This window comes from Mesorhizobium captivum, from assembly GCF_033977165.1.
In the GTDB taxonomy this organism is placed as follows: Bacteria; Pseudomonadota; Alphaproteobacteria; order Rhizobiales; family Rhizobiaceae; genus Mesorhizobium; species Mesorhizobium captivum.
In genome coordinates this window covers 179,110-196,184 of the sequence record NZ_JAVIJB010000006.1, presented here as the reverse complement: position 1 = coordinate 196,184, position 17,075 = coordinate 179,110, and the positions used below count along the sequence as shown (strand labels likewise).

The 17,075-nt window shown below is 62.4% G+C and carries 16 protein-coding genes and 1 tRNA gene; 10 read left to right on the top strand and 7 right to left on the bottom strand.

What is annotated here, in order from left to right; translation table 11 throughout:
- Positions 1 to 79: 79 nt before the first annotated feature.
- Positions 80 to 170, bottom strand: a tRNA-Ser gene (locus RFM40_RS08225).
- Between the two features lie 451 nt (positions 171 to 621).
- On the opposite strand from RFM40_RS08225, the gene RFM40_RS08220 reads away from it, so the two are divergent.
- Complete coding sequence (locus RFM40_RS08220; RefSeq protein WP_320225481.1) at positions 622 to 1,806, top strand: porin; 1,185 nt, start codon at positions 622 to 624, stop codon at positions 1,804 to 1,806.
- A 720-nt stretch (positions 1,807 to 2,526) separates the two neighbouring features.
- Here RFM40_RS08220 and RFM40_RS08215 read toward each other — a convergent pair.
- Positions 2,527 to 4,203, bottom strand: a complete 1,677-nt coding sequence (locus tag RFM40_RS08215; protein ID WP_320225482.1) for a tetratricopeptide repeat-containing sulfotransferase family protein — start codon at positions 4,201 to 4,203, stop codon at positions 2,527 to 2,529.
- Between the two features lie 231 nt (positions 4,204 to 4,434).
- On the opposite strand from RFM40_RS08215, the gene RFM40_RS08210 reads away from it, so the two are divergent.
- Entirely contained in the window at positions 4,435 to 5,547 is a 1,113-nt protein-coding gene (locus RFM40_RS08210) for a pyridoxal phosphate-dependent aminotransferase (RefSeq protein ID WP_320277366.1), read from the top strand.
- Between the two features lie 124 nt (positions 5,548 to 5,671).
- Here RFM40_RS08210 and RFM40_RS08205 read toward each other — a convergent pair whose 3' ends face one another.
- Positions 5,672 to 6,160 carry a MarR family winged helix-turn-helix transcriptional regulator gene (locus RFM40_RS08205; protein WP_320277365.1) on the bottom strand — a complete coding sequence of 163 codons (489 nt, stop codon included), beginning with the start codon at positions 6,158 to 6,160 and terminating at the stop codon, positions 5,672 to 5,674.
- Positions 6,161 to 6,311: 151 nt separating this feature from the next.
- Between RFM40_RS08205 and RFM40_RS08200 the strand changes: the two genes are divergently transcribed.
- From RFM40_RS08200 to RFM40_RS08190, 3 genes are all read left to right on the top strand, one after another.
- Entirely contained in the window at positions 6,312 to 6,593 is a 282-nt protein-coding gene (locus RFM40_RS08200; protein WP_320220006.1) for an acylphosphatase, read from the top strand.
- Positions 6,594 to 6,810: 217 nt separating this feature from the next.
- Positions 6,811 to 7,461 carry a TetR/AcrR family transcriptional regulator gene (locus tag RFM40_RS08195; protein WP_320277364.1) on the top strand — a complete coding sequence of 217 codons (651 nt, stop codon included), beginning with the start codon at positions 6,811 to 6,813 and terminating at the stop codon, positions 7,459 to 7,461.
- Between the two features lie 65 nt (positions 7,462 to 7,526).
- The gene (locus RFM40_RS08190) at positions 7,527 to 8,690 is read left to right on the top strand and encodes an isovaleryl-CoA dehydrogenase (RefSeq protein ID WP_320277363.1); all 1,164 of its coding nucleotides are present in this window, start codon (positions 7,527 to 7,529) and stop codon (positions 8,688 to 8,690) included.
- Here RFM40_RS08190 and RFM40_RS08185 read toward each other — a convergent pair.
- On the bottom strand, positions 8,687 to 9,055 hold the full coding sequence (locus RFM40_RS08185; protein ID WP_320220009.1) for a type II toxin-antitoxin system HicB family antitoxin: 369 nt from the start codon (positions 9,053 to 9,055) through the stop codon (positions 8,687 to 8,689). The two genes, RFM40_RS08190 and RFM40_RS08185, sit on opposite strands and share 4 nt — an antisense overlap.
- On the bottom strand, positions 9,052 to 9,306 hold the full coding sequence (locus tag RFM40_RS08180) for a type II toxin-antitoxin system HicA family toxin (RefSeq protein ID WP_320277362.1): 255 nt from the start codon (positions 9,304 to 9,306) through the stop codon (positions 9,052 to 9,054). The genes RFM40_RS08185 and RFM40_RS08180 overlap by 4 nt, the downstream gene beginning before the upstream one ends.
- 104 nt (positions 9,307 to 9,410) lie before the next feature.
- Here RFM40_RS08180 and RFM40_RS08175 point away from each other — a divergent pair, with 104 nt between their 5' ends.
- The 3 genes from RFM40_RS08175 to RFM40_RS08165 all read left to right on the top strand — a co-directional run bounded on the left by RFM40_RS08175 (position 9,411) and on the right by RFM40_RS08165 (position 13,835).
- Positions 9,411 to 11,018 (top strand): carboxyl transferase domain-containing protein, encoded by a 1,608-nt coding sequence (locus RFM40_RS08175; protein WP_320225489.1) that lies wholly within the window; start codon positions 9,411 to 9,413, stop codon positions 11,016 to 11,018.
- Positions 11,019 to 11,020: 2 nt separating this feature from the next.
- Positions 11,021 to 11,551, top strand: coding sequence for an O-acetyl-ADP-ribose deacetylase (locus tag RFM40_RS08170; RefSeq protein ID WP_320225491.1), 531 nt, complete (start codon positions 11,021 to 11,023; stop codon positions 11,549 to 11,551).
- 319 nt (positions 11,552 to 11,870) lie between these two features.
- The gene (locus tag RFM40_RS08165) at positions 11,871 to 13,835 is read left to right on the top strand and encodes an acetyl/propionyl/methylcrotonyl-CoA carboxylase subunit alpha (protein ID WP_320277361.1); all 1,965 of its coding nucleotides are present in this window, start codon (positions 11,871 to 11,873) and stop codon (positions 13,833 to 13,835) included.
- Positions 13,836 to 14,147: 312 nt separating this feature from the next.
- On the opposite strand, the gene RFM40_RS08160 is transcribed toward RFM40_RS08165, so the two are convergent.
- Complete coding sequence (locus RFM40_RS08160) at positions 14,148 to 15,269, bottom strand: ABC transporter substrate-binding protein (protein WP_292371577.1); 1,122 nt, start codon at positions 15,267 to 15,269, stop codon at positions 14,148 to 14,150.
- Between the two features lie 378 nt (positions 15,270 to 15,647).
- Positions 15,648 to 15,914, bottom strand: coding sequence for an SEL1-like repeat protein (locus RFM40_RS08155; RefSeq protein WP_292301687.1), 267 nt, complete (start codon positions 15,912 to 15,914; stop codon positions 15,648 to 15,650).
- A 436-nt stretch (positions 15,915 to 16,350) separates the two neighbouring features.
- Between RFM40_RS08155 and RFM40_RS08150 the strand changes: the two genes are divergently transcribed.
- Both RFM40_RS08150 and RFM40_RS08145 read left to right on the top strand, forming a co-directional pair.
- Complete coding sequence (locus RFM40_RS08150; protein ID WP_320225493.1) at positions 16,351 to 16,692, top strand: DUF2147 domain-containing protein; 342 nt, start codon at positions 16,351 to 16,353, stop codon at positions 16,690 to 16,692.
- Between the two features lie 206 nt (positions 16,693 to 16,898).
- Positions 16,899 to 17,051 carry a hypothetical protein gene (locus RFM40_RS08145; protein WP_320225494.1) on the top strand — a complete coding sequence of 51 codons (153 nt, stop codon included), beginning with the start codon at positions 16,899 to 16,901 and terminating at the stop codon, positions 17,049 to 17,051.
- Positions 17,052 to 17,075: the final 24 nt, after the last annotated feature.

Genomic DNA, 17,075 nt, shown 5'->3' with positions numbered 1-17,075 from the left:
AACCCGTTCGGCACGAGGTTGTCACCCATGTCTTAGGTACGATCTGTTACCTATGTCTCCGGGTCGGACAGGCGTAGGGTGGCGGAGAGGATGGGATTCGAACCCACGAGAAGCTTTTGACCTCTACTCCCTTAGCAGGGGAGCGCCTTCGACCACTCGGCCACCTCTCCGTCGCGCCGCTGGATAAAGAAAAGCGCCGGCACAATCAACAAGCCGGCGCCATAATCGCTGAAAAAACAGCAGACCAACCCGACCTGGCTCCGCATGAGGCGATTCTGCGGCGGTAACTGGAGCCGACGACTCGCCTCTGCGCCGCATTTCTGTCCAGCCATCGCCGGATTCGGCCGGATTCACAGTCCACGCGACCGTTAATGGTTAACGAGAGCTTTCGGAGTGAGGCCAAATCGTGTCATTTGTGCAACAACGTCCGGGGATAGCGTCCGGATGGGGCTTCTGCCGATACGATCGTGGTTGAACGACGCCGCCGCCTGGGTAAAGGTCACTTTCGAAGGAGCGGCGCGGTGCGCATCTTTTTCGGTAAGTGGGGATGGGGCAGGGAACGCTGTCCTTCAGCAAAAAATACCCAGACCCGTTTTTTAACTTTTGACTGGAGGTCAGAAAATGAACATCAAGAGCCTTCTTCTCGGCTCAGCTGCGGCCCTGATCGCAGTTTCCGGCGCCCGCGCCGCCGACGCGGTGACCGTCGCCGAGCCGGAACCGGCTGAATACGTCAAGATCTGCGACGTGTACGGCTCGGGCTACTTCTACATCCCCGGCACCGAGACCTGCCTGCGCATCGGCGGCTATGTCCGTTACGACATCGGCGTCGGCGACGTCGGCTCGTTCGACGGCGCGACGTCCGCCGATGTTGAGGACGGCGGCAGCAACGACACCTTCTACAAGAATGCCCGCTTCACCCTGAAGACCTGGACCGGCCAGGAAACCGAGCTCGGCACGTTGAAGACCTACACCGAGACCCGCTGGAACTTCGGCAACCGCAACGCCGATCTGGGCGCGGATGGCTCCGTCAATCCGGCCTTCAACAAGGGCACTTCGCTGAACTTCGCCTGGATCCAGCTCGGTGGGCTGCGCGTCGGTAAGGACGAATCGGCCTTCGATACGTTCATCGGCTATGCCGGCAACGTCATCCAGGATACGCTGGTTCCCTACGGCGACTTCGACACCAACGTCGTCCAGTACTACTTCGACGCCGGCAACGGCTTCTCCGCCGTGATCTCGCTCGAAGAAGGCGCGGGCGACGGCACGTTCGGTTCCTACGGCGTGGGCACGATCGACAGCTACGTTCCGCATGTCGTCGGCGGCGTGAAGTGGACGCAGGGCTGGGGCGCCATCACCGGCGTCATCGCTTATGACAGCAACTATGAAGAAGTCGCCGGCAAGGTCCGCTTGGACGTGAACGCCACCGACGCGATCTCGCTGTTCATCATGGCCGGCTACGGCACCGACGACAACCTGACGGACCCGACCTACGCGTTCCCGGCCGGCGGTCGCGGCTTCTACAAGCAGTGGGATGGCAACTGGGCAGTCTGGGGTGGTGGCACCTACAAGTTCAACGAGAAGACCTCGTTCAACGCTCAGGTCTCGTATGACGAAGGTGAGAACCTCGGCATCGCCGCCAACATCGCCTACGATATTGTCCCGGGCCTGACGATCACGGCCGAAGTTGACTACGTCAATGCAGGCAAAATCGACAATCTCGATGGCCTGAACCACAACTGGACCGGTATTTCTGCTGGCGACGACGACGCCATCGGCGGTCTCCTCCGCTTCCAGCGCTCGTTCTAATCAGCGGTATCTGATTGAAATCGAACCCGGCGGGCAACCGCCGGGTTTTTTCTTTTCTGCTGGCAGTAGCCGACACGCAATTTGCAGATTGTTTCATTTCGCGCGATCGCAGGGACTCGCACGCAAGCGGTTAATCCGAACAAGTTGCAGACATCGTCAGCCGAGATTTCACAGTTCGTTTCGGCAAACCATCAGAAACGTCTGGAATCGGCTGGAACGCCCATCGCTTTATCAACTTAGACGGAGCAGGAGCGAAGCGACGCGGCCGCGACCTGGTTGAAGAATGCGGCTGCGCAGGGTGAAATAGGTTGTGATCCTTCGCGCCCCCTCTGTCCTGCCGGACATCTCCCCCCACAAGGGGGGAGATTGGCAGTTTCGACGCCCCATTCAATCTTGCGACGTTGGCGATTGGCGAAAGCCGCGGCGACGTCCGATCTCCCCCCAAGTGGGGGAGATGTCCGGTAGGACAGAGGGGGGCGCTGTCCCGCCAGCGTTTCAAGGCTTCTCCACCGCCGCAACGCTCTGGAGTCGCGACATGAATCCTTGGGTCTTCGCTCCGCTTTGCGTCGCTAGGCCCAAGGATGCCGAAGGTGGGGAACCTTAGTGCCCAGACAGGACTTGGAGCAGCCGGCGGAGCCTCAGCGAAAGGAGCGAGCGCGATGGTTGGCCGAGAATTGACTACAGTTCCGGGGAAGCAGGCATAATCCAGAAGACCGCTGATCAAACTTCAGCAAGATCGCCCAAGGCATCTATCAGCGGCTGGATCTCGCTCTCGTAATTCTTCCAACGCTTGACGGACGACTTGTAAATCGGCTGGCGAACCTGCCAACGGCTGAAAGTATTTACGGAGCCGTCCCTGTCAAAAAAGCGCAAGCAGGCATCGTCCCAAGGCAGCCCGAGATAATCTATGAGACGGCGCGACTGCTCCTCCTGATCTTCAATCAGTGTCTCATACCGGTTTTCGAAGATGCACCCCGGAAGAACCTTGTTCCAGTGCCGCATCAGGCGGTCATACTCCCGGTAGTAAAGTCCCAACGTTCGAAGGTCAGCGCTATAACTGTGCGCTTCACTGAATTGCAGGACGAAGCAGGAGATGCAATTGTCGATGGCATCGCGGCGGCAATGAATGATGCGCGCGTTGGGAAACAGAATGCCGATCAGTCCGATCAACTCGAAATTGTGGGGCATCTTGTCGACGATTCGGAGTGCGTCGGGTGCTCGCTCACGCAGATAGGCGAGGTGCTCGTCTGCCAGTGTCCTGGTCAGATCGGGGGTCATTTTGGCAATCGATTTGCCGAGGTCTGCGCCGGTACGGTCCTTGAGCCCGAGTCCATTGGCTATTCGCGCAAGCTTGCTGAGCTCGCCGGCGCCATGAACACTTGGATGGCTGGCGCAAATCTGCTCCGTCAGCGTCGTGCCCGAGCGAGGCATGCCGACGACGAATACAGGCGCCTCCGAGGGATTGCCATAATCGGCCATTGAAGCCACCAGTTCGGGCGTGAAGGTCTCGATCATGGTATCGACCCAACGACGGTAGCTTCCTATGTCGAATTTTTGGCCCCCGGCCTGATTCCCTTGCTTGAAGTGATCCATCGCCTCCTTGTAGCGACGGAGGTCGTTGAGCAGCTTCCCGGCGGCGTGATGGAGCGATGCCGCTCCCTCCGATCCATGGTCCGTGTCTCGAAGCTCCGCTAGAATTGCCGCGAGTTCCTGCGGCTCTTCCGTAAACTTGCGCGTATGCACAAGCGCGTTGTATGCGTTCGGTACCGCGATGCGACGTTCTATCGCCTTTTTTAGATGAAGCGCTGCTTCGTCCATACGGCCGAGACTTGCGAGTGCACCGGGCAGCCCGATCCGGGCCAGAGGATGATCTCGGTCGATCTTGAGCGCTTTCTCAAAGAGCGGCAGCGCCATTTCTCCCTTGTCAAATGCCTTGTAAGCATCGCCCAGGGCGCAAAGCGCTTCCACCATATCCGGCTTCAAGGCCAAGGCCTGCTGAAAATGCCTGATTGCCGGCGTATATTCGCTGAGCTTCAGATAGGTCTCACCGAGGCTAAGGTGGTAATAAGGATTTCGCGGCTCCTCTGCGACCGCACGGGCAAAGTACCGCAACACCTTCTCGTTATCGTATCCGATGCCGAGGGTTCCCAGGATGTAGAAAGCCAGCGGATGGTTTGGCGTACGCGCCAGAACCTTGAGGCAGAGTTCTTCGGCCTCCGGCAATTGCTCGGCTTTTTGCAGCTCGAGCGCCTGCCTCAACAGCAGGTCGTCGGCCTGATTACGGGGCGGGCTGGCCTTCGGCTGGGCTTTGGGTGCTACAGCTTTCGGCGATACCGCTCTCGCCAAGGGCTGCGTCTTGAGGTGTTTTGCCCAGGCGGGCGGCAATCGGTTGCTCATGCCGTCTCGCTAGCAAAACCGGCAGGCAGAATCCAGAGATACGTCGTCCGCGTCGAACGCGGAGGCCGACGGCAGCGTCTCGCCGCAGCGTTCACCAGGCCTATGTAAGCGGCAAACTTCCAAAGCCGGCTGCCCGCGCCGATCAAACCAGGCCATTTCACCCTGTCAACCAACTTGCACCCACCCTTCACCCACGCTAGCAAGAAGCCTCCTCTCAACCGAGCCCATACCATGCGCCAGCGCCCTCCCCTTACGCCGATCGTCGGCGCGCTTCCCACCACGGTGCCGTTCGTCGGACCGGAAGCGCAGGAGCGTGACCGCGGCCGGCCGTTCCGCGCCCGCATCGGCGCCAATGAAAGCAGCTTCGGGCCCTCGCCGCGCGTCATCGCCCGCATGGAGAGCGTCGCCCGCGACCAGTGGATGTATTGCGACCCGGACAATTTCGACCTCAAGGTCGCGGCGGCCGCGCATCACAATGTCGGCGTCGAGAACGTGGTCGTCGGCGAAGGCATTGACGGGCTGCTCGGCCTCGTCGCGCGGATGTATGTCGCGCCGGGCGACGCGGTGGTGACCTCGCTCGGCGCCTATCCGACCTTCAACTTCCACATCGCCGGCGTCGGCGGCCGGCTGGTGACGGTTCCCTATGCCAACGACAAAGAGGACCTCGACGGTTTGCTTGCCGCTGTCGGCAGGGAAAAGGCGCCGCTCGTCTATCTCTCCAATCCGGACAATCCGATGGGAAGCTGGTGGGAGGCGCCGGACGTCATCCGCTTCATCGAGGCGCTGCCGGAAACCACCATGCTGGTGCTGGACGAAGCCTATGGTGAGCTGGGACCGGCCTCGGCGCTGCCGCCGATCGATGTCGCGCGGCCGAACGTCGTGCGCATGCGCACCTTCTCCAAGGCCTACGGGCTTGCCGGCATTCGCTGCGGTTACGCGGTGGCAGAGGCGGAGGTGATCCGCGACTTCGAGAAGATCCGTAACCATTACGGCGTCAGCCGCATGGCGCAGATCGCCGGTCTCGAGGCGCTGGCCGACAAGGACTATCTGAATTCGGTGGTGGCGCGCGTGGCGGCGGGGCGCCGCCGCATTGCGGCCATCGCCGAGGAAAACGGCCTGAAGCCGCTGCCGTCGGCGACCAATTTCGTCACCATAGATTGCGGCCGTGACGGCGCTTTCGCGCTGAAGGTGATGCAGGCGCTGCTGTCGCGCGACGTCTTCATCCGCAAGCCGATGGCACCTAGGCTCGACCGCTGCATTCGGGTCAGCGTCGGCCTCGACCATGAACTCGACATCTTCGCCGAGGAACTGCCCGGCGCGCTGGCGGCGGCACAAGGGAGCTGACCCAGGCATCCGGCTTCTGCGGTGGTCGATATTCAGGTGCAGGCCGCAGATAGCGGTTTCCCGCGTCATCCATGAGAGACGGATTCCATGGCCACCGATCCGCGCCGCGCCGGCACTGGCAATCTCACATTCTTGCGGTTTCCAGCAGGCGCGTCACGCGGTTCAGCGCATCCGAAAGCGCCAAGGTTTCGTCGTCGCTGAGTTTGGCGATCAAGCGGGCAAGATCACGGTTCGTCGCCACTTCGAGAGCGGCCAGCGCGGCCTTGCCCCGCACGGTGAGCGACAGAACGAGTGGCCCGCCCTCCGGGCCGGCGCGCATCTCGGCCAGCCCCATGGCGGTGAATTTCCGAAGGACCCTCATGAGATAGGCCGGGGCGAGGCGCAATTCGCCGGCCAGTTCGGATGCCACCGGCGCGAGATCAAGATGAAACATGCGTGCCAGGAAGCCAGGCTCACCGCTGGTAGGTCGAGGCCTGCGGGCAAGCTCGAACAGCACGCGGGCTTCGGTCAGCGTGAAAGGGCTCTGAATCAAGGTCTCATCAAGCAGCCCGACCAGGCCGGTATAGAACCGGTTGAAGCGGCGAATCTCATAGACTAGGGCTTCGTGCGGCATGCAGACCTCCTTTCAGAGACATTGCACCCCAATAATTCCTCCATTATTTGACTTAGTCAATTATTTAGTTGACGAGGCCGCCTGTCCCTCAAAGCCCGTTGCATTTGACCTATGCTGCTCCAGATTGATGGGGAAGACTCTGGAGCGGACGATGCAGGGTGAGCAAAGAGCCGTTCGGGCGCGCATAAGCGGCATGGTGCAAGGCGTGAGTTACCGGGTGTGGGCACGCCGCGAAGCCGAGCGTCTTGGCGTGACAGGCTGGGTGCGCAACGAGCCCGACGGCTCGGTCACGGCGCTCATCGCCGGCACCGAAACTGCGGTCGACGCCATGATCGACCGCCTTTGGCAAGGACCGCGGGGCGCGCTGGTCTCGGCGGTCGAGACCGAGGAGGTCGCAGAAGACGCGCCCGCCGATTTCAGCATTGTTGCTTAGCCCAGGTAATCTCCCCTTGAGGGGAAGATGGCCGGCAGGCCAGTGGGGTCGTCGCGCGTAGGTCTCCGGCGTTGCTTCTTGTCGCGCAGGGCGTTGGCGCTCTATGCGCAGCGACCCCCTCTGTCGCCTTCGGCGACATCTCCCCTCAAGGGGGAGATTAGCTCTTGAATTAATTGAACGTTCGTTTTATTAATACTTTCCGTCGATCGAGGCACGTATGGCACGCACGACAGGCTCCGACGGAGAAAAGACCGAGGCGGCTGTCCGCGAGGCGGCAGTCAGCCTGATCGCGCGTCTCGGTTACGAGGCGATGTCGATGCGCCAGTTGGGGGCGGAAGTCGGCGTTCAGGCCGCGGCGCTCTACCGCTATTTCCCGACCAAGGAAGATCTGCTGTTCACCCTGATGCGCGGGCATATGGAGGGCCTGCTGGAAGCCTGGGATACGGCACGCCCGGCGACGGTCGATCCGGCCGCGCGGCTCGCCGCCTATGTACGGAACCACATCGCCTTCCATATCGAGCGGCGCCATGCCACCCATGTCTCGAACATGGAATTGCGCAGCCTCTCGCATGAGCGGCTGACGCAGATGCTCAAGCTGCGCGCGGCTTATGAGAAGGAGCTGCGCGCGATCCTGCGCGACGGCGCCGAAGCCGGTGTCTTCGAGATCGACGATGTCGGGCTCACCGCCATGGCGCTGATTCAGATGATGACCGGGGTCATCGTCTGGTTCCGGCCGGGCGAGCGCCTGTCGATCGCCGAAGTCACCACGACATATCTTTCAATGACAATGCGGCTGGTCGGCGCGAAGATCGACGCCTACCGCGCCGCGCGTCCAGAAGGGCGAGCAAAGGACGCTGTAGCACTTTGAATTTTGCGCATGGTCCTTTCCGAAATCGAAGTCGATTTTCGGGGTCATGCGCAGGGAGGAACGCCATGTACACGAATACGCTGAACTTCGGACTCGATGCCGACGTCGAGGCGCTGCGCGACACCGTGCGGCGCTTCGCGCAGGACAGGATCGCGCCAATCGCGGCCGAGATCGACCGTTCCAATGAATTCCCGGCGCATCTGTGGGCAGAGCTCGGCGCGCTGGGCCTGCTCGGCATCACCGCCGATCCGGATTTCGGCGGCAGCGGCGTGGGCTATCTCGCGCATGTCGTGGCGATGGAGGAAATCTCGCGCGCCTCGGCCTCGGTCGGCCTGTCCTACGGCGCGCATTCCAACCTCTGCGTCAACCAGATCAACCGCTGGGCAACGCCGGCGCAGAAGGAAAAATACCTGCCGCCGCTCTGCAGCGGCGAGAAGGTCGGCGCGCTGGCGATGTCGGAACCCGGCGCCGGCTCGGATGTGGTGTCGCTCCGGCTGCAAGCCGAAAAGCGCAACGACCGCTATGTTCTCAACGGCTCGAAAATGTGGATCACCAACGGCCCCGATGCCGAGACCCTGGTGGTCTACGCCAAGACCGATCCTGAGCGCCATTCGCGCGGGATCACCGCTTTCATCGTCGAGAAGACTTTTGCCGGCTTTTCGGTGGCGCAAAAACTCGACAAGCTCGGCATGCGCGGATCCAACACCGGCGAACTCGTCTTCGAGAATGTCGAGGTGCCGTTCGAGAATGTGCTGCACGAGGAAGGGCGCGGCGTCGAAGTGCTGATGTCGGGGCTCGACTATGAGCGCGCGGTGCTCTCCGGCGGGCCGATCGGGCTGATGGCGGCCTGCCTGGACGTAGCGGTTCCTTACGTGCACGAGCGCAAGCAGTTCGGACAGCCGATCGGCAGCTTCCAGCTGGTGCAGGGCAAGCTCGCCGACATGTATGCGACGATGAACGCCGCGCGCGCCTATGTCTACGCGGTGGCCGCCGCCTGCGACCGCGGCGAAACCACCCGCAAGGACGCAGCCGGCTGCGTGCTGTTCGCAGCCGAGAAGGCGACGCAGATGGCGCTCGACGCGATCCAGCTCCTCGGCGGCAACGGCTACATCAATGACTATCCGACCGGACGGCTGCTGCGCGACGCCAAGCTCTACGAGATCGGCGCCGGCACCAGCGAAATCCGCCGCTGGCTGATCGGCCGCGAGATCATGGCGGAGGGGGTTTAGTGCGCTCGGCTCGTCACTTTCGTCGAACCTTCGTCGACCCGCTTGCGGGCCGCCTCGGCGAGCGTGTCCGATACCCATTGATTGATGGATTTGCCGTCGCTGGAGGCCGCCCGGCTGACGAGACGATGGACTTCCGGCGTGGTGCGCAGAGCGAGTTTGCCCGAAAACGGCTTTTCCGGCTCCTTGTTCTGTTCAGCGCAAAATTCGAGGTAGTCGTCGACGCATTCATGAAAAGCCTTCAGCAATTCTTCTGCCGAGTCGGCTTCATATGTGAAGATGTCGCGAATACCCACGATACGACCGTGAAACACCACATCGTTTTCATCGAACTCGATCGTTCCCAGATATCCCTTGTAGGGCTTCATAGCTCAACACCTGAATCTATTAGGAAGGTCCTGATCTCTCGGATCACGTATGCTTTCGTATCTGGCGGTGGATGCGGTCGATGCACTCGAAGCGTTATCCCGTTCAATGTGAAGCGGATCCGCGATCCGCGTCCTTCCGACACTCGCGTGCCGAGCGCAACCAGCAAAACCTCAACATCTCGCCATTTGATCGAAGCGCTGACCGGATTTGCAAATATCTTGTCCAGCGTCTGCCGGTGCGCAGCCTTCATGGCTTTTCGCCCTCCCCAAATCGAATACCTTAATGATCGGCTCCTCTCGGGTCAGGGCGAGAGCCCAAGTGATACTAAAATATGATATCATCTGAGGTTCGTCAATGCCCGCGCTCACCTCTCAAATCTCCCCCGCTTCCGACACCTTCCGCGCCAATGCCGAGCGCATTCGGGCGCTGGTCGCGGACATTGCCGAGAAGGCGGCAAGCATCGAGCGCGGCGGCTCCGACGAGGCGCGCGCGCGCCACCAGGGCCGCGGCAAGCTCCTGCCGCGCGAGCGGCTGGCGCAACTGCTGGACACCGGTTCGCCCTTCCTCGAGGTCGGCCAGTTCGCGGCATGGTCGATGTATGGCGAGGACATTCCGTCCGCAGGCATCATCACCGGCATAGGCCGCATCGAGGGCACGGAGGTGATGGTCGTCGTCAACGACGCCACGGTCAAAGGCGGCACCTATTATCCACTGACGGTGAAGAAGCACCTGCGCGCGCAAGAAATCGCGCTGCAGAACAATCTGCCTTGCGTCTATCTGGTCGACAGCGGCGGCGCCAATCTGCCCAACCAGGACGAGGTCTTCCCCGACCGCGAGCATTTCGGCCGCATCTTCTACAATCAGGCCAACATGTCGGCGGCGGGCATCCCACAGATCGCCTGCGTCATGGGCTCCTGCACGGCGGGCGGCGCCTATGTGCCGGCAATGTCGGACGAGACGATCATGGTGCGCAACCAGGCGACCATTTTTCTCGGCGGCCCGCCGCTGGTGAAGGCCGCCACCGGCGAGGATGTCAGCGCCGAGGAGCTCGGCGGCGCCGATGTCCACACCAGGCTTTCCGGTGTCGCTGATCACTACGCCATGGATGACGAGCACGCTCTCGCGATTTGCCGGCGTATCATCAGGAACTTGAATCGGAATAAGGCCGTAAGCCTCAATCTGCAGAAGCCTGTACCGCCGCTTCACGATCCGAATGAGCTTTACGGCGTCGTGCCGACGGACCTGCGCCAGCCCTATGACGTGCGCGAGGTGATCGCGCGTCTCGTCGACGGTTCCGAGTTCGACGAGTTCAAGCAGAATTACGGCACCACTTTGGTCACCGGCTTTGCCCATCTGCACGGCATGCCGGTCGGCATCCTCGGCAACAATGGCGTGCTCTTCTCGGAAAGTGCGCTGAAGGGCGCGCATTTCATCGAGCTCTGCTGCCAGCGCGGCATTCCGCTGATCTTCCTGCAGAACATCACCGGCTTCATGGTGGGCAAGAAATACGAGGCCGGCGGCATCGCCAAGGACGGCGCCAAGCTGGTCACGGCGGTCGCCACGGCGCGCGTGCCCAAGCTTACGGTGATCATCGGCGGCTCGTTCGGCGCCGGCAATTACGGCATGTGCGGCCGCGCCTATTCGCCTCGTTTCCTGTGGATGTGGCCGAACGCGCGCATCTCGGTGATGGGCGGCGAGCAGGCGGCGACCGTGCTCGCCATGGTCAAGCGCGAAGGCATCGAGCGCAAGGGCGGCGAGTGGAGCGCCGAGGAGGAAGCGAAGTTCCGCAAGCCGATCCTGATGAAATACGAGCACGAGGGCCACCCGCTCTATTCCTCGGCACGGCTCTGGGATGACGGCATCATCGATCCGGCCAAGACGCGCGAGGTGCTGGCGCTCAGCCTTTCGGCCGCGCTCAATGCCGAGGTCGAGGAGACGAAGTTCGGCGTGTTCAGGATGTGACGATGAGCGACACGGGCGACAGGATCCGCATCCATACCGGTGACATCACGAAGCTCGCCGTCGACGCGATCGTCAATGCCGCCAATTCGTCGCTGCTCGGCGGCGGCGGCGTAGACGGCGCCATCCACCGCGCCGCCGGCCCGGAGCTGGTCGCCGAATGCCGGACGCTGCACGGCTGCAAGACCGGCGATGCCAAGCTGACCAAGGGCTATCGGCTGCCGGCGCGCTACGTCATCCACACGGTCGGGCCGGTGTGGCAGGGCGGTGGCAAGGGCGAGGCTGAGCTGCTTGCCTCCTGCTATCGCCGCTCGCTCGAAATCGCCCGCGACCATGACTGTCGGACGATCGCCTTTCCGGCGATTTCGACCGGCGTCTACGGCTATCCGAAGGACGAAGCGACCGGCATTGCTGTCGGCACCGTAAGCGAATTCCTGAAACATACGACGCTTCCGGATACAGTTACTTTCTGCTGCTTCGATGACCAGACCGCCGAACTATACCGGCGAGCCGTTGCTGCCATTGGGGAAGGCTGACATTGATGACCAAAAAGACTGCTCAAGAGACGACCTCGGTAGAGCGCTCCCTTGGTAAGAGAGAGGTCCATCGCGGGCGACAAACTCTAACGCGGATAGGCTGGCGGGACAGCGCCCCTCTCTGTCCTGCCGGACATCTCCCCCACAAGGGGGGAGATCAGCCGTCGCGGTCGATTTCGCCAATCGCCAACGTTGGAAGAAAAGCGGTAGCGGCGAAGCTGCCAATCTCCCTCCAAGTGGGGGAGATGTCCGGCAGGACAGAGGGGGGCGCGAAGGAATGCCTCCTTAACACGAAGCACGCTCTGGCTGCGGAGGCTCCATGTTCGGCAAGATCCTGATCGCCAATCGCGGCGAGATCGCCTGTCGTGTCATCCGCACCGCGCGTAAGCTGGGCGTGCGGACCGTCGCCGTCTACTCGGATGCCGACGCCCGCGCTTTGCATGTCGAGATGGCCGACGAGGCGGTGCATATCGGCCCCTCGCCCGTCGGAGAAAGCTATCTGCGCGCCGACAAGATCATTGCCGCGGCACTTGCCACCGGCGCGGAGGCAATTCATCCCGGCTACGGATTCCTGTCGGAAAACCCCGACTTCGTCGACCAGGTGACGGGGGCCGGTCTCGTCTTCATCGGCCCGTCCGCCGCCTCGATCCGCGCCATGGGGTTGAAGGACGCCGCCAAGCGGCTGATGGAAAAGGCCGGCGTGCCGGTGGTGCCAGGCTATCATGGCGAAGCGCAAGAAATCGTGCTCCTTGCCTCCAAGGCGCGCGAGATCGGCTATCCCGTTCTGATCAAGGCGCGCGCCGGCGGCGGCGGCAAGGGCATGCGGCGCGTCGACCATCCGGACGATTTCTCCGAAGCGCTATCCGGAGCACGGCGCGAGGCCAAAGCCGCCTTTGGCGACGACCGCGTGCTGGTGGAGAAATATGTCGACAAGCCGCGCCATATCGAGGTCCAGGTGTTCGGCGACAATTTCGGCAATGCCGTGCATCTTTACGAACGCGACTGCTCGGCGCAGCGCCGCCACCAGAAGGTGATCGAGGAGGCGCCCGCCCCCGGCATGACGCCGGCGCTGCGCAAGGCGATGGCGGAAGCCGCGGTAAAGGCTGCCAAGGCGATCAATTATTCGGGCGCCGGCACGATCGAATTCATCGTCGATGCTTCCGAGGGGCTCAAGGCCGATCGCTTCTGGTTCATGGAAATGAACACGCGGCTACAGGTCGAGCATCCCGTCACCGAGATGGTCACCGGCATCGATCTGGTCGAGTGGCAGCTGCGTGTCGCCTCCGGCGAGAAACTGCCGAAGACACAGGGCGAGATCGCGCTTGCCGGCCATGCCTTCGAGGCGCGCATCTATGCCGAGGACGCATCGAAAGGCTTCCTGCCTGCCACGGGCACGCTGCATCATCTCCAATTCCCCGACGCACCGCCCCAAGGCGCCGCCATGCGCATCGAAACCGGCGTGCGGGCCGGGGATGCGATCTCGCCCTTCTACGACCCGATGATCGCCAAGCTGGTGGTGCACGCCAAGGACAGGACCATGGCGCTTGGCGCGCTGCATGACGCTCTCGCCCGCACGGAAGTTGCCGGCTCGACGGTCAACACCGCCTTCCTTGCGACACTCGCCGCCGACGCCGATTTCGCGGCGGGCGATGTCGATACCGGCCTGATCGGTCGGCATCAGGACGCTCTTGTCGCTGTTGCCGCGCCAAGCGATGAAGCCATCGCGGCGGCGGCGCTGGCGGCGACCGACGCCGGCGCACCGGGTCGGGCCGCCGATCCGTGGTCCTTGCTCGCCGGTTATGCGCATTTCCACACGCTGGCGCCCCGCGTCCGGCTGCGTTTCGGCGAGGAGAACATATTGGCGCGGGTCTCGGCGCGGCCCGACGGCCGCTTCCAGGTGGTGCTGGAAGCGCCGCATGACGCGATCAACTCGCACGATCTCAGGACCTTGCCGCGCACCGCCCGCTGGCCGGGCCACGTCACCGTGTTCGAGGGCGCGGTCGGCTACACTTTCGCAGTGCCCGATCCGCTCGCCAAGGCGGATGAGGCCGCGGCAGCCTCGGGAAGCCTGCGGGCGCCGATGCCGGGCTTGGTCAAGCTGGTGCGCGCGGCAATGGGCGACCCAGTCATCAAAGGCCAGCCGCTTTTGATCCTAGAGGCGATGAAGATGGAGCACACCATCGCCGCGCCGCATGACGGGGTGATCGCCGAGATCGCGACCGAAGGCGCGCAGGTGAGCGACGGCACGGTGCTGGTGCGGTTCGAGGAAGAAGGGCAAGGCTGACACGCCCGTTCGGGCTGTCTCATTAACGAGACAAAACAGCTAGGTATGGCGGGACAGCGCCCCCCTCTGTCCTGCCGGACATCTCCCCCACAAGTGGGGAGATTGGCAGCTTCGCCGACGGCGCTTAATCCTGCGTCGTTGGCGATTGGCGAAAGCGGCGGCGACATCCGATCTCCCCCCAAGTGGGGGAGATGTCCGGCAGGACAGAGGGGGGCGCCGTAGAGCGCCGGCCTCGCCTGCACGTCGATGCCAAGGCACATACGAAAATGGCCGGGACAAGCCCGGCCATTTCCGATTGTCCAGCAGAACCGATTACGGCTTGATCGGCGCGTATTTGCCGTCGTGCCACTGGTTGATGTCGTAGCTGGCGTTCTTCAGATCGCCCTTCTCGTCGAAGATGACGTCGCCGACGACGGTGCTGATCGGCTTGCCGTCCTTCAGCGCCTCGGCGACCTTGGCCGGATCGTCGCTGCCGGCACGCTTGACGCCTTCGGCGACCGCCTGGATCACGGCATAGGAGAACAGCGTGAAGCCTTCCGGGGTGAAGCCGCCGGCCTTGATCTTGGCGACAGCATCCTTCGCCTCCGGCTTCGACTGCGGGTCCGACGGGAAGACGAACATGGTGCCTTCGCCGGCCGGGCCGGCGACCTGCCAGAATTCCGGCGAGGCGATCGAGTCCGGCATGATCAGCTGGAACTTGACGTTCTGCTCGGCCGCCTGACGCAGGATCAGGCCCGCCTCCGGATGATAGCCGCCGAAATAGACCACGTCGGCCTTGAGTTCCTTCAGCTTGGTGACCAGAGCCGAATAGTCCTTCTCGCCGGCATTGATGCCTTCATAGTCGACCTCCTTGAGGCCGCCGGCATTCATCGTCGCCTTCACGGCATCGGCAACGCCCTGACCGTAGGCGCTCTTGTCGTGCAGGACCACAACGTTCTTGCCGGCATATTTCTTGGCGATCCACGGACCGATGAAAGCGCCTTGCGCGTCGTCACGCGTGTAAAGGCGCATAATCGTCGGCCAGCCGGACTTCGCCGCCGCGTCGGTCAGCACCGGGTTGGACGAGGCCGGCGTCATCATCAGCGTGCCGGCTTCGGCGTAGACCGCCGAGGCCGGAATGCTCGAGCCCGAGCAAGCGTGGCCGTCGACGAACTTGACGCCGTTGGCAACGATGCGGTTGGCGACCGACACCGCCTGCTTCGGATCACACTGGTCGTCCTCGATGTCGAGCTTGATCTGCGAGCCATTGACGCCGCCCGCCGCGTTGATGGCGTCGGCGGCGGCCTGCGCGCCCTGCTTGAACTGGTCGCCGATGGTGGCGAGCTGACCGGTCATCGGGCCGACCACCGAAATGGTGATGTCGTCGGCGAAAGCAACCGATGCGCTCATCATCAAGCCCAATGCGGCCGCGCTCAAAATACCCAATCTTTTCATGACAATATGGACTCCTCCACTTGCGCGCGGCCGCCCGGCCGCGCTTGTTCCACAGAGCCGGGACAATTTCACCCTTCGCCGGACCTGTCGAGAGGACAATGCATACCGCTTTGGTTCATTTCGGCGAGCATTTCTTGGGCCACGCACGCAGCTACCGCTGGGGAAAATATGCACATGCAAAAGCCGCGCCGGCCTTGTCCCGGCCGGTCGCGGCATTTGCAGTCGAGCTTCCCCGGCGCCCCCGCGCCCGAACCCGCTCGCTTCCCTGTATTTCGCGCGGCTGGGCATTGTTTGCCTGCCACGTTCCTGCTCTTTTTTGACCGACCGTCTTTATCGCGGCCTTGTCCCTGAAGACTTTCAAGCGCCAGGCGCGCGAGATCAGTGCATCGTCATCCATTCGCGCGCTTCACGCAGCGCCCTGGCGATATCAGCCTTCGACATCGTGGCGGAGAGTTCCGAGCGCAGTTCGGCGGCGCGGGACGAACCCTTGATCGCGGCGATGTTGAACCATTTGTGGGCGGCAACGACGTCGGTCTCGCAATCGCGGCCGGTCGCATACATCATGCCCAGTTCGAAAAGAATGTCGGCCTGGGCAGTTGCCCCCATGGCGCCGAAGCCGGCTTCAAGCATTTCAAAACGTGCCATTTCAATCCCCTGTCTGCTCCCGAGAGCTGCCTCCTTCTGTCCCTTGATGTCCCTTGGGGCGGGCCGCTCTTTCGATGCTTTCGAGAATGAAGCCTGGCCTTGAATCCGTCGTTAAATGGCGTGCTTAATTTGAAGAAAACAAAGCTAAAACAAGAGGTAAACGCGAAAAACTGTTAAGCATAGGAACCCAGCAATTCAGCCGATTTGCGCTAAATTCGACGAAAATTCCGGGCGCTTGAATCAAGACTTCGCTAACCACGGAAACCGAAGCCTTTTCCGCCGTTCGTTCATTTTCAGTGAGCCGCGCCGCCAAATCCTCGCAACCTTCCGTGGCGGCACCGCTTTCGTTTTGGCGGCGGCTGGATTAGCTTACGTTTGCGTAAGGGACGGAGAGGCGGAGCGAGTCCCGCCGGAACCTGTAGGGAGGAGGACAGATATGTTTCGAAAAGTGAGCCTGGCCCTGGCGGCCACCCTGATTATGGCGGGCGCCGCATGGGCCGACCCGATCGAAGGCAATTGGAAGACACAGGCCGGCTCGACGGCGGCGATCGCCGGTAGCAGCACGTTCTCGATCACGCTGAAGTCCGGTAAGTATTCCGGCAAGACGATCGGCTCCTTCAAGGCGGCTGGCGACAACAAGTATACCGGCACCATAACCGACCCGGAAACCGACAAGACCTATTCCGGCAAGGCGACGCTGTCCGGCGCCTCGCTCAAGATGAGCGGCTGCGTGCTGGGTGGGCTGATCTGCAAGAGCCAGACCTGGCACAAGCTCTGATCGCTGTTCACATGACGAGATGAAACGGGGCCCGCGCGGCCCCGTTTCCTTTTCGAGCCTGTTCCGAGGACGCGTTGTCGGGCGCGGCAATTCCCGGCGCCTGGCCGGCCGGCGCGTATCAATCAATTTGAACGGTAGATGAATACCGGTCTCAGAACCGGTTCAGAGGCGTTCGGGCATTCTCCTCGCCATTGAAGGAGAGACCAATGCTTGTCCGCCGCTTCACCATCGTCTGCCTGCTGATGAGCCTGTTCGGCATGGTCTTCGCCATTCTCGTGGCCGAAGCCGGCCGTCCGGCCCGCTCATCGGGGATGGCCGACACCTGCCGGTTGGACTGCGTGAACCATTTCGACCCCTGAAACGACCAATACTCGAAACCGGAA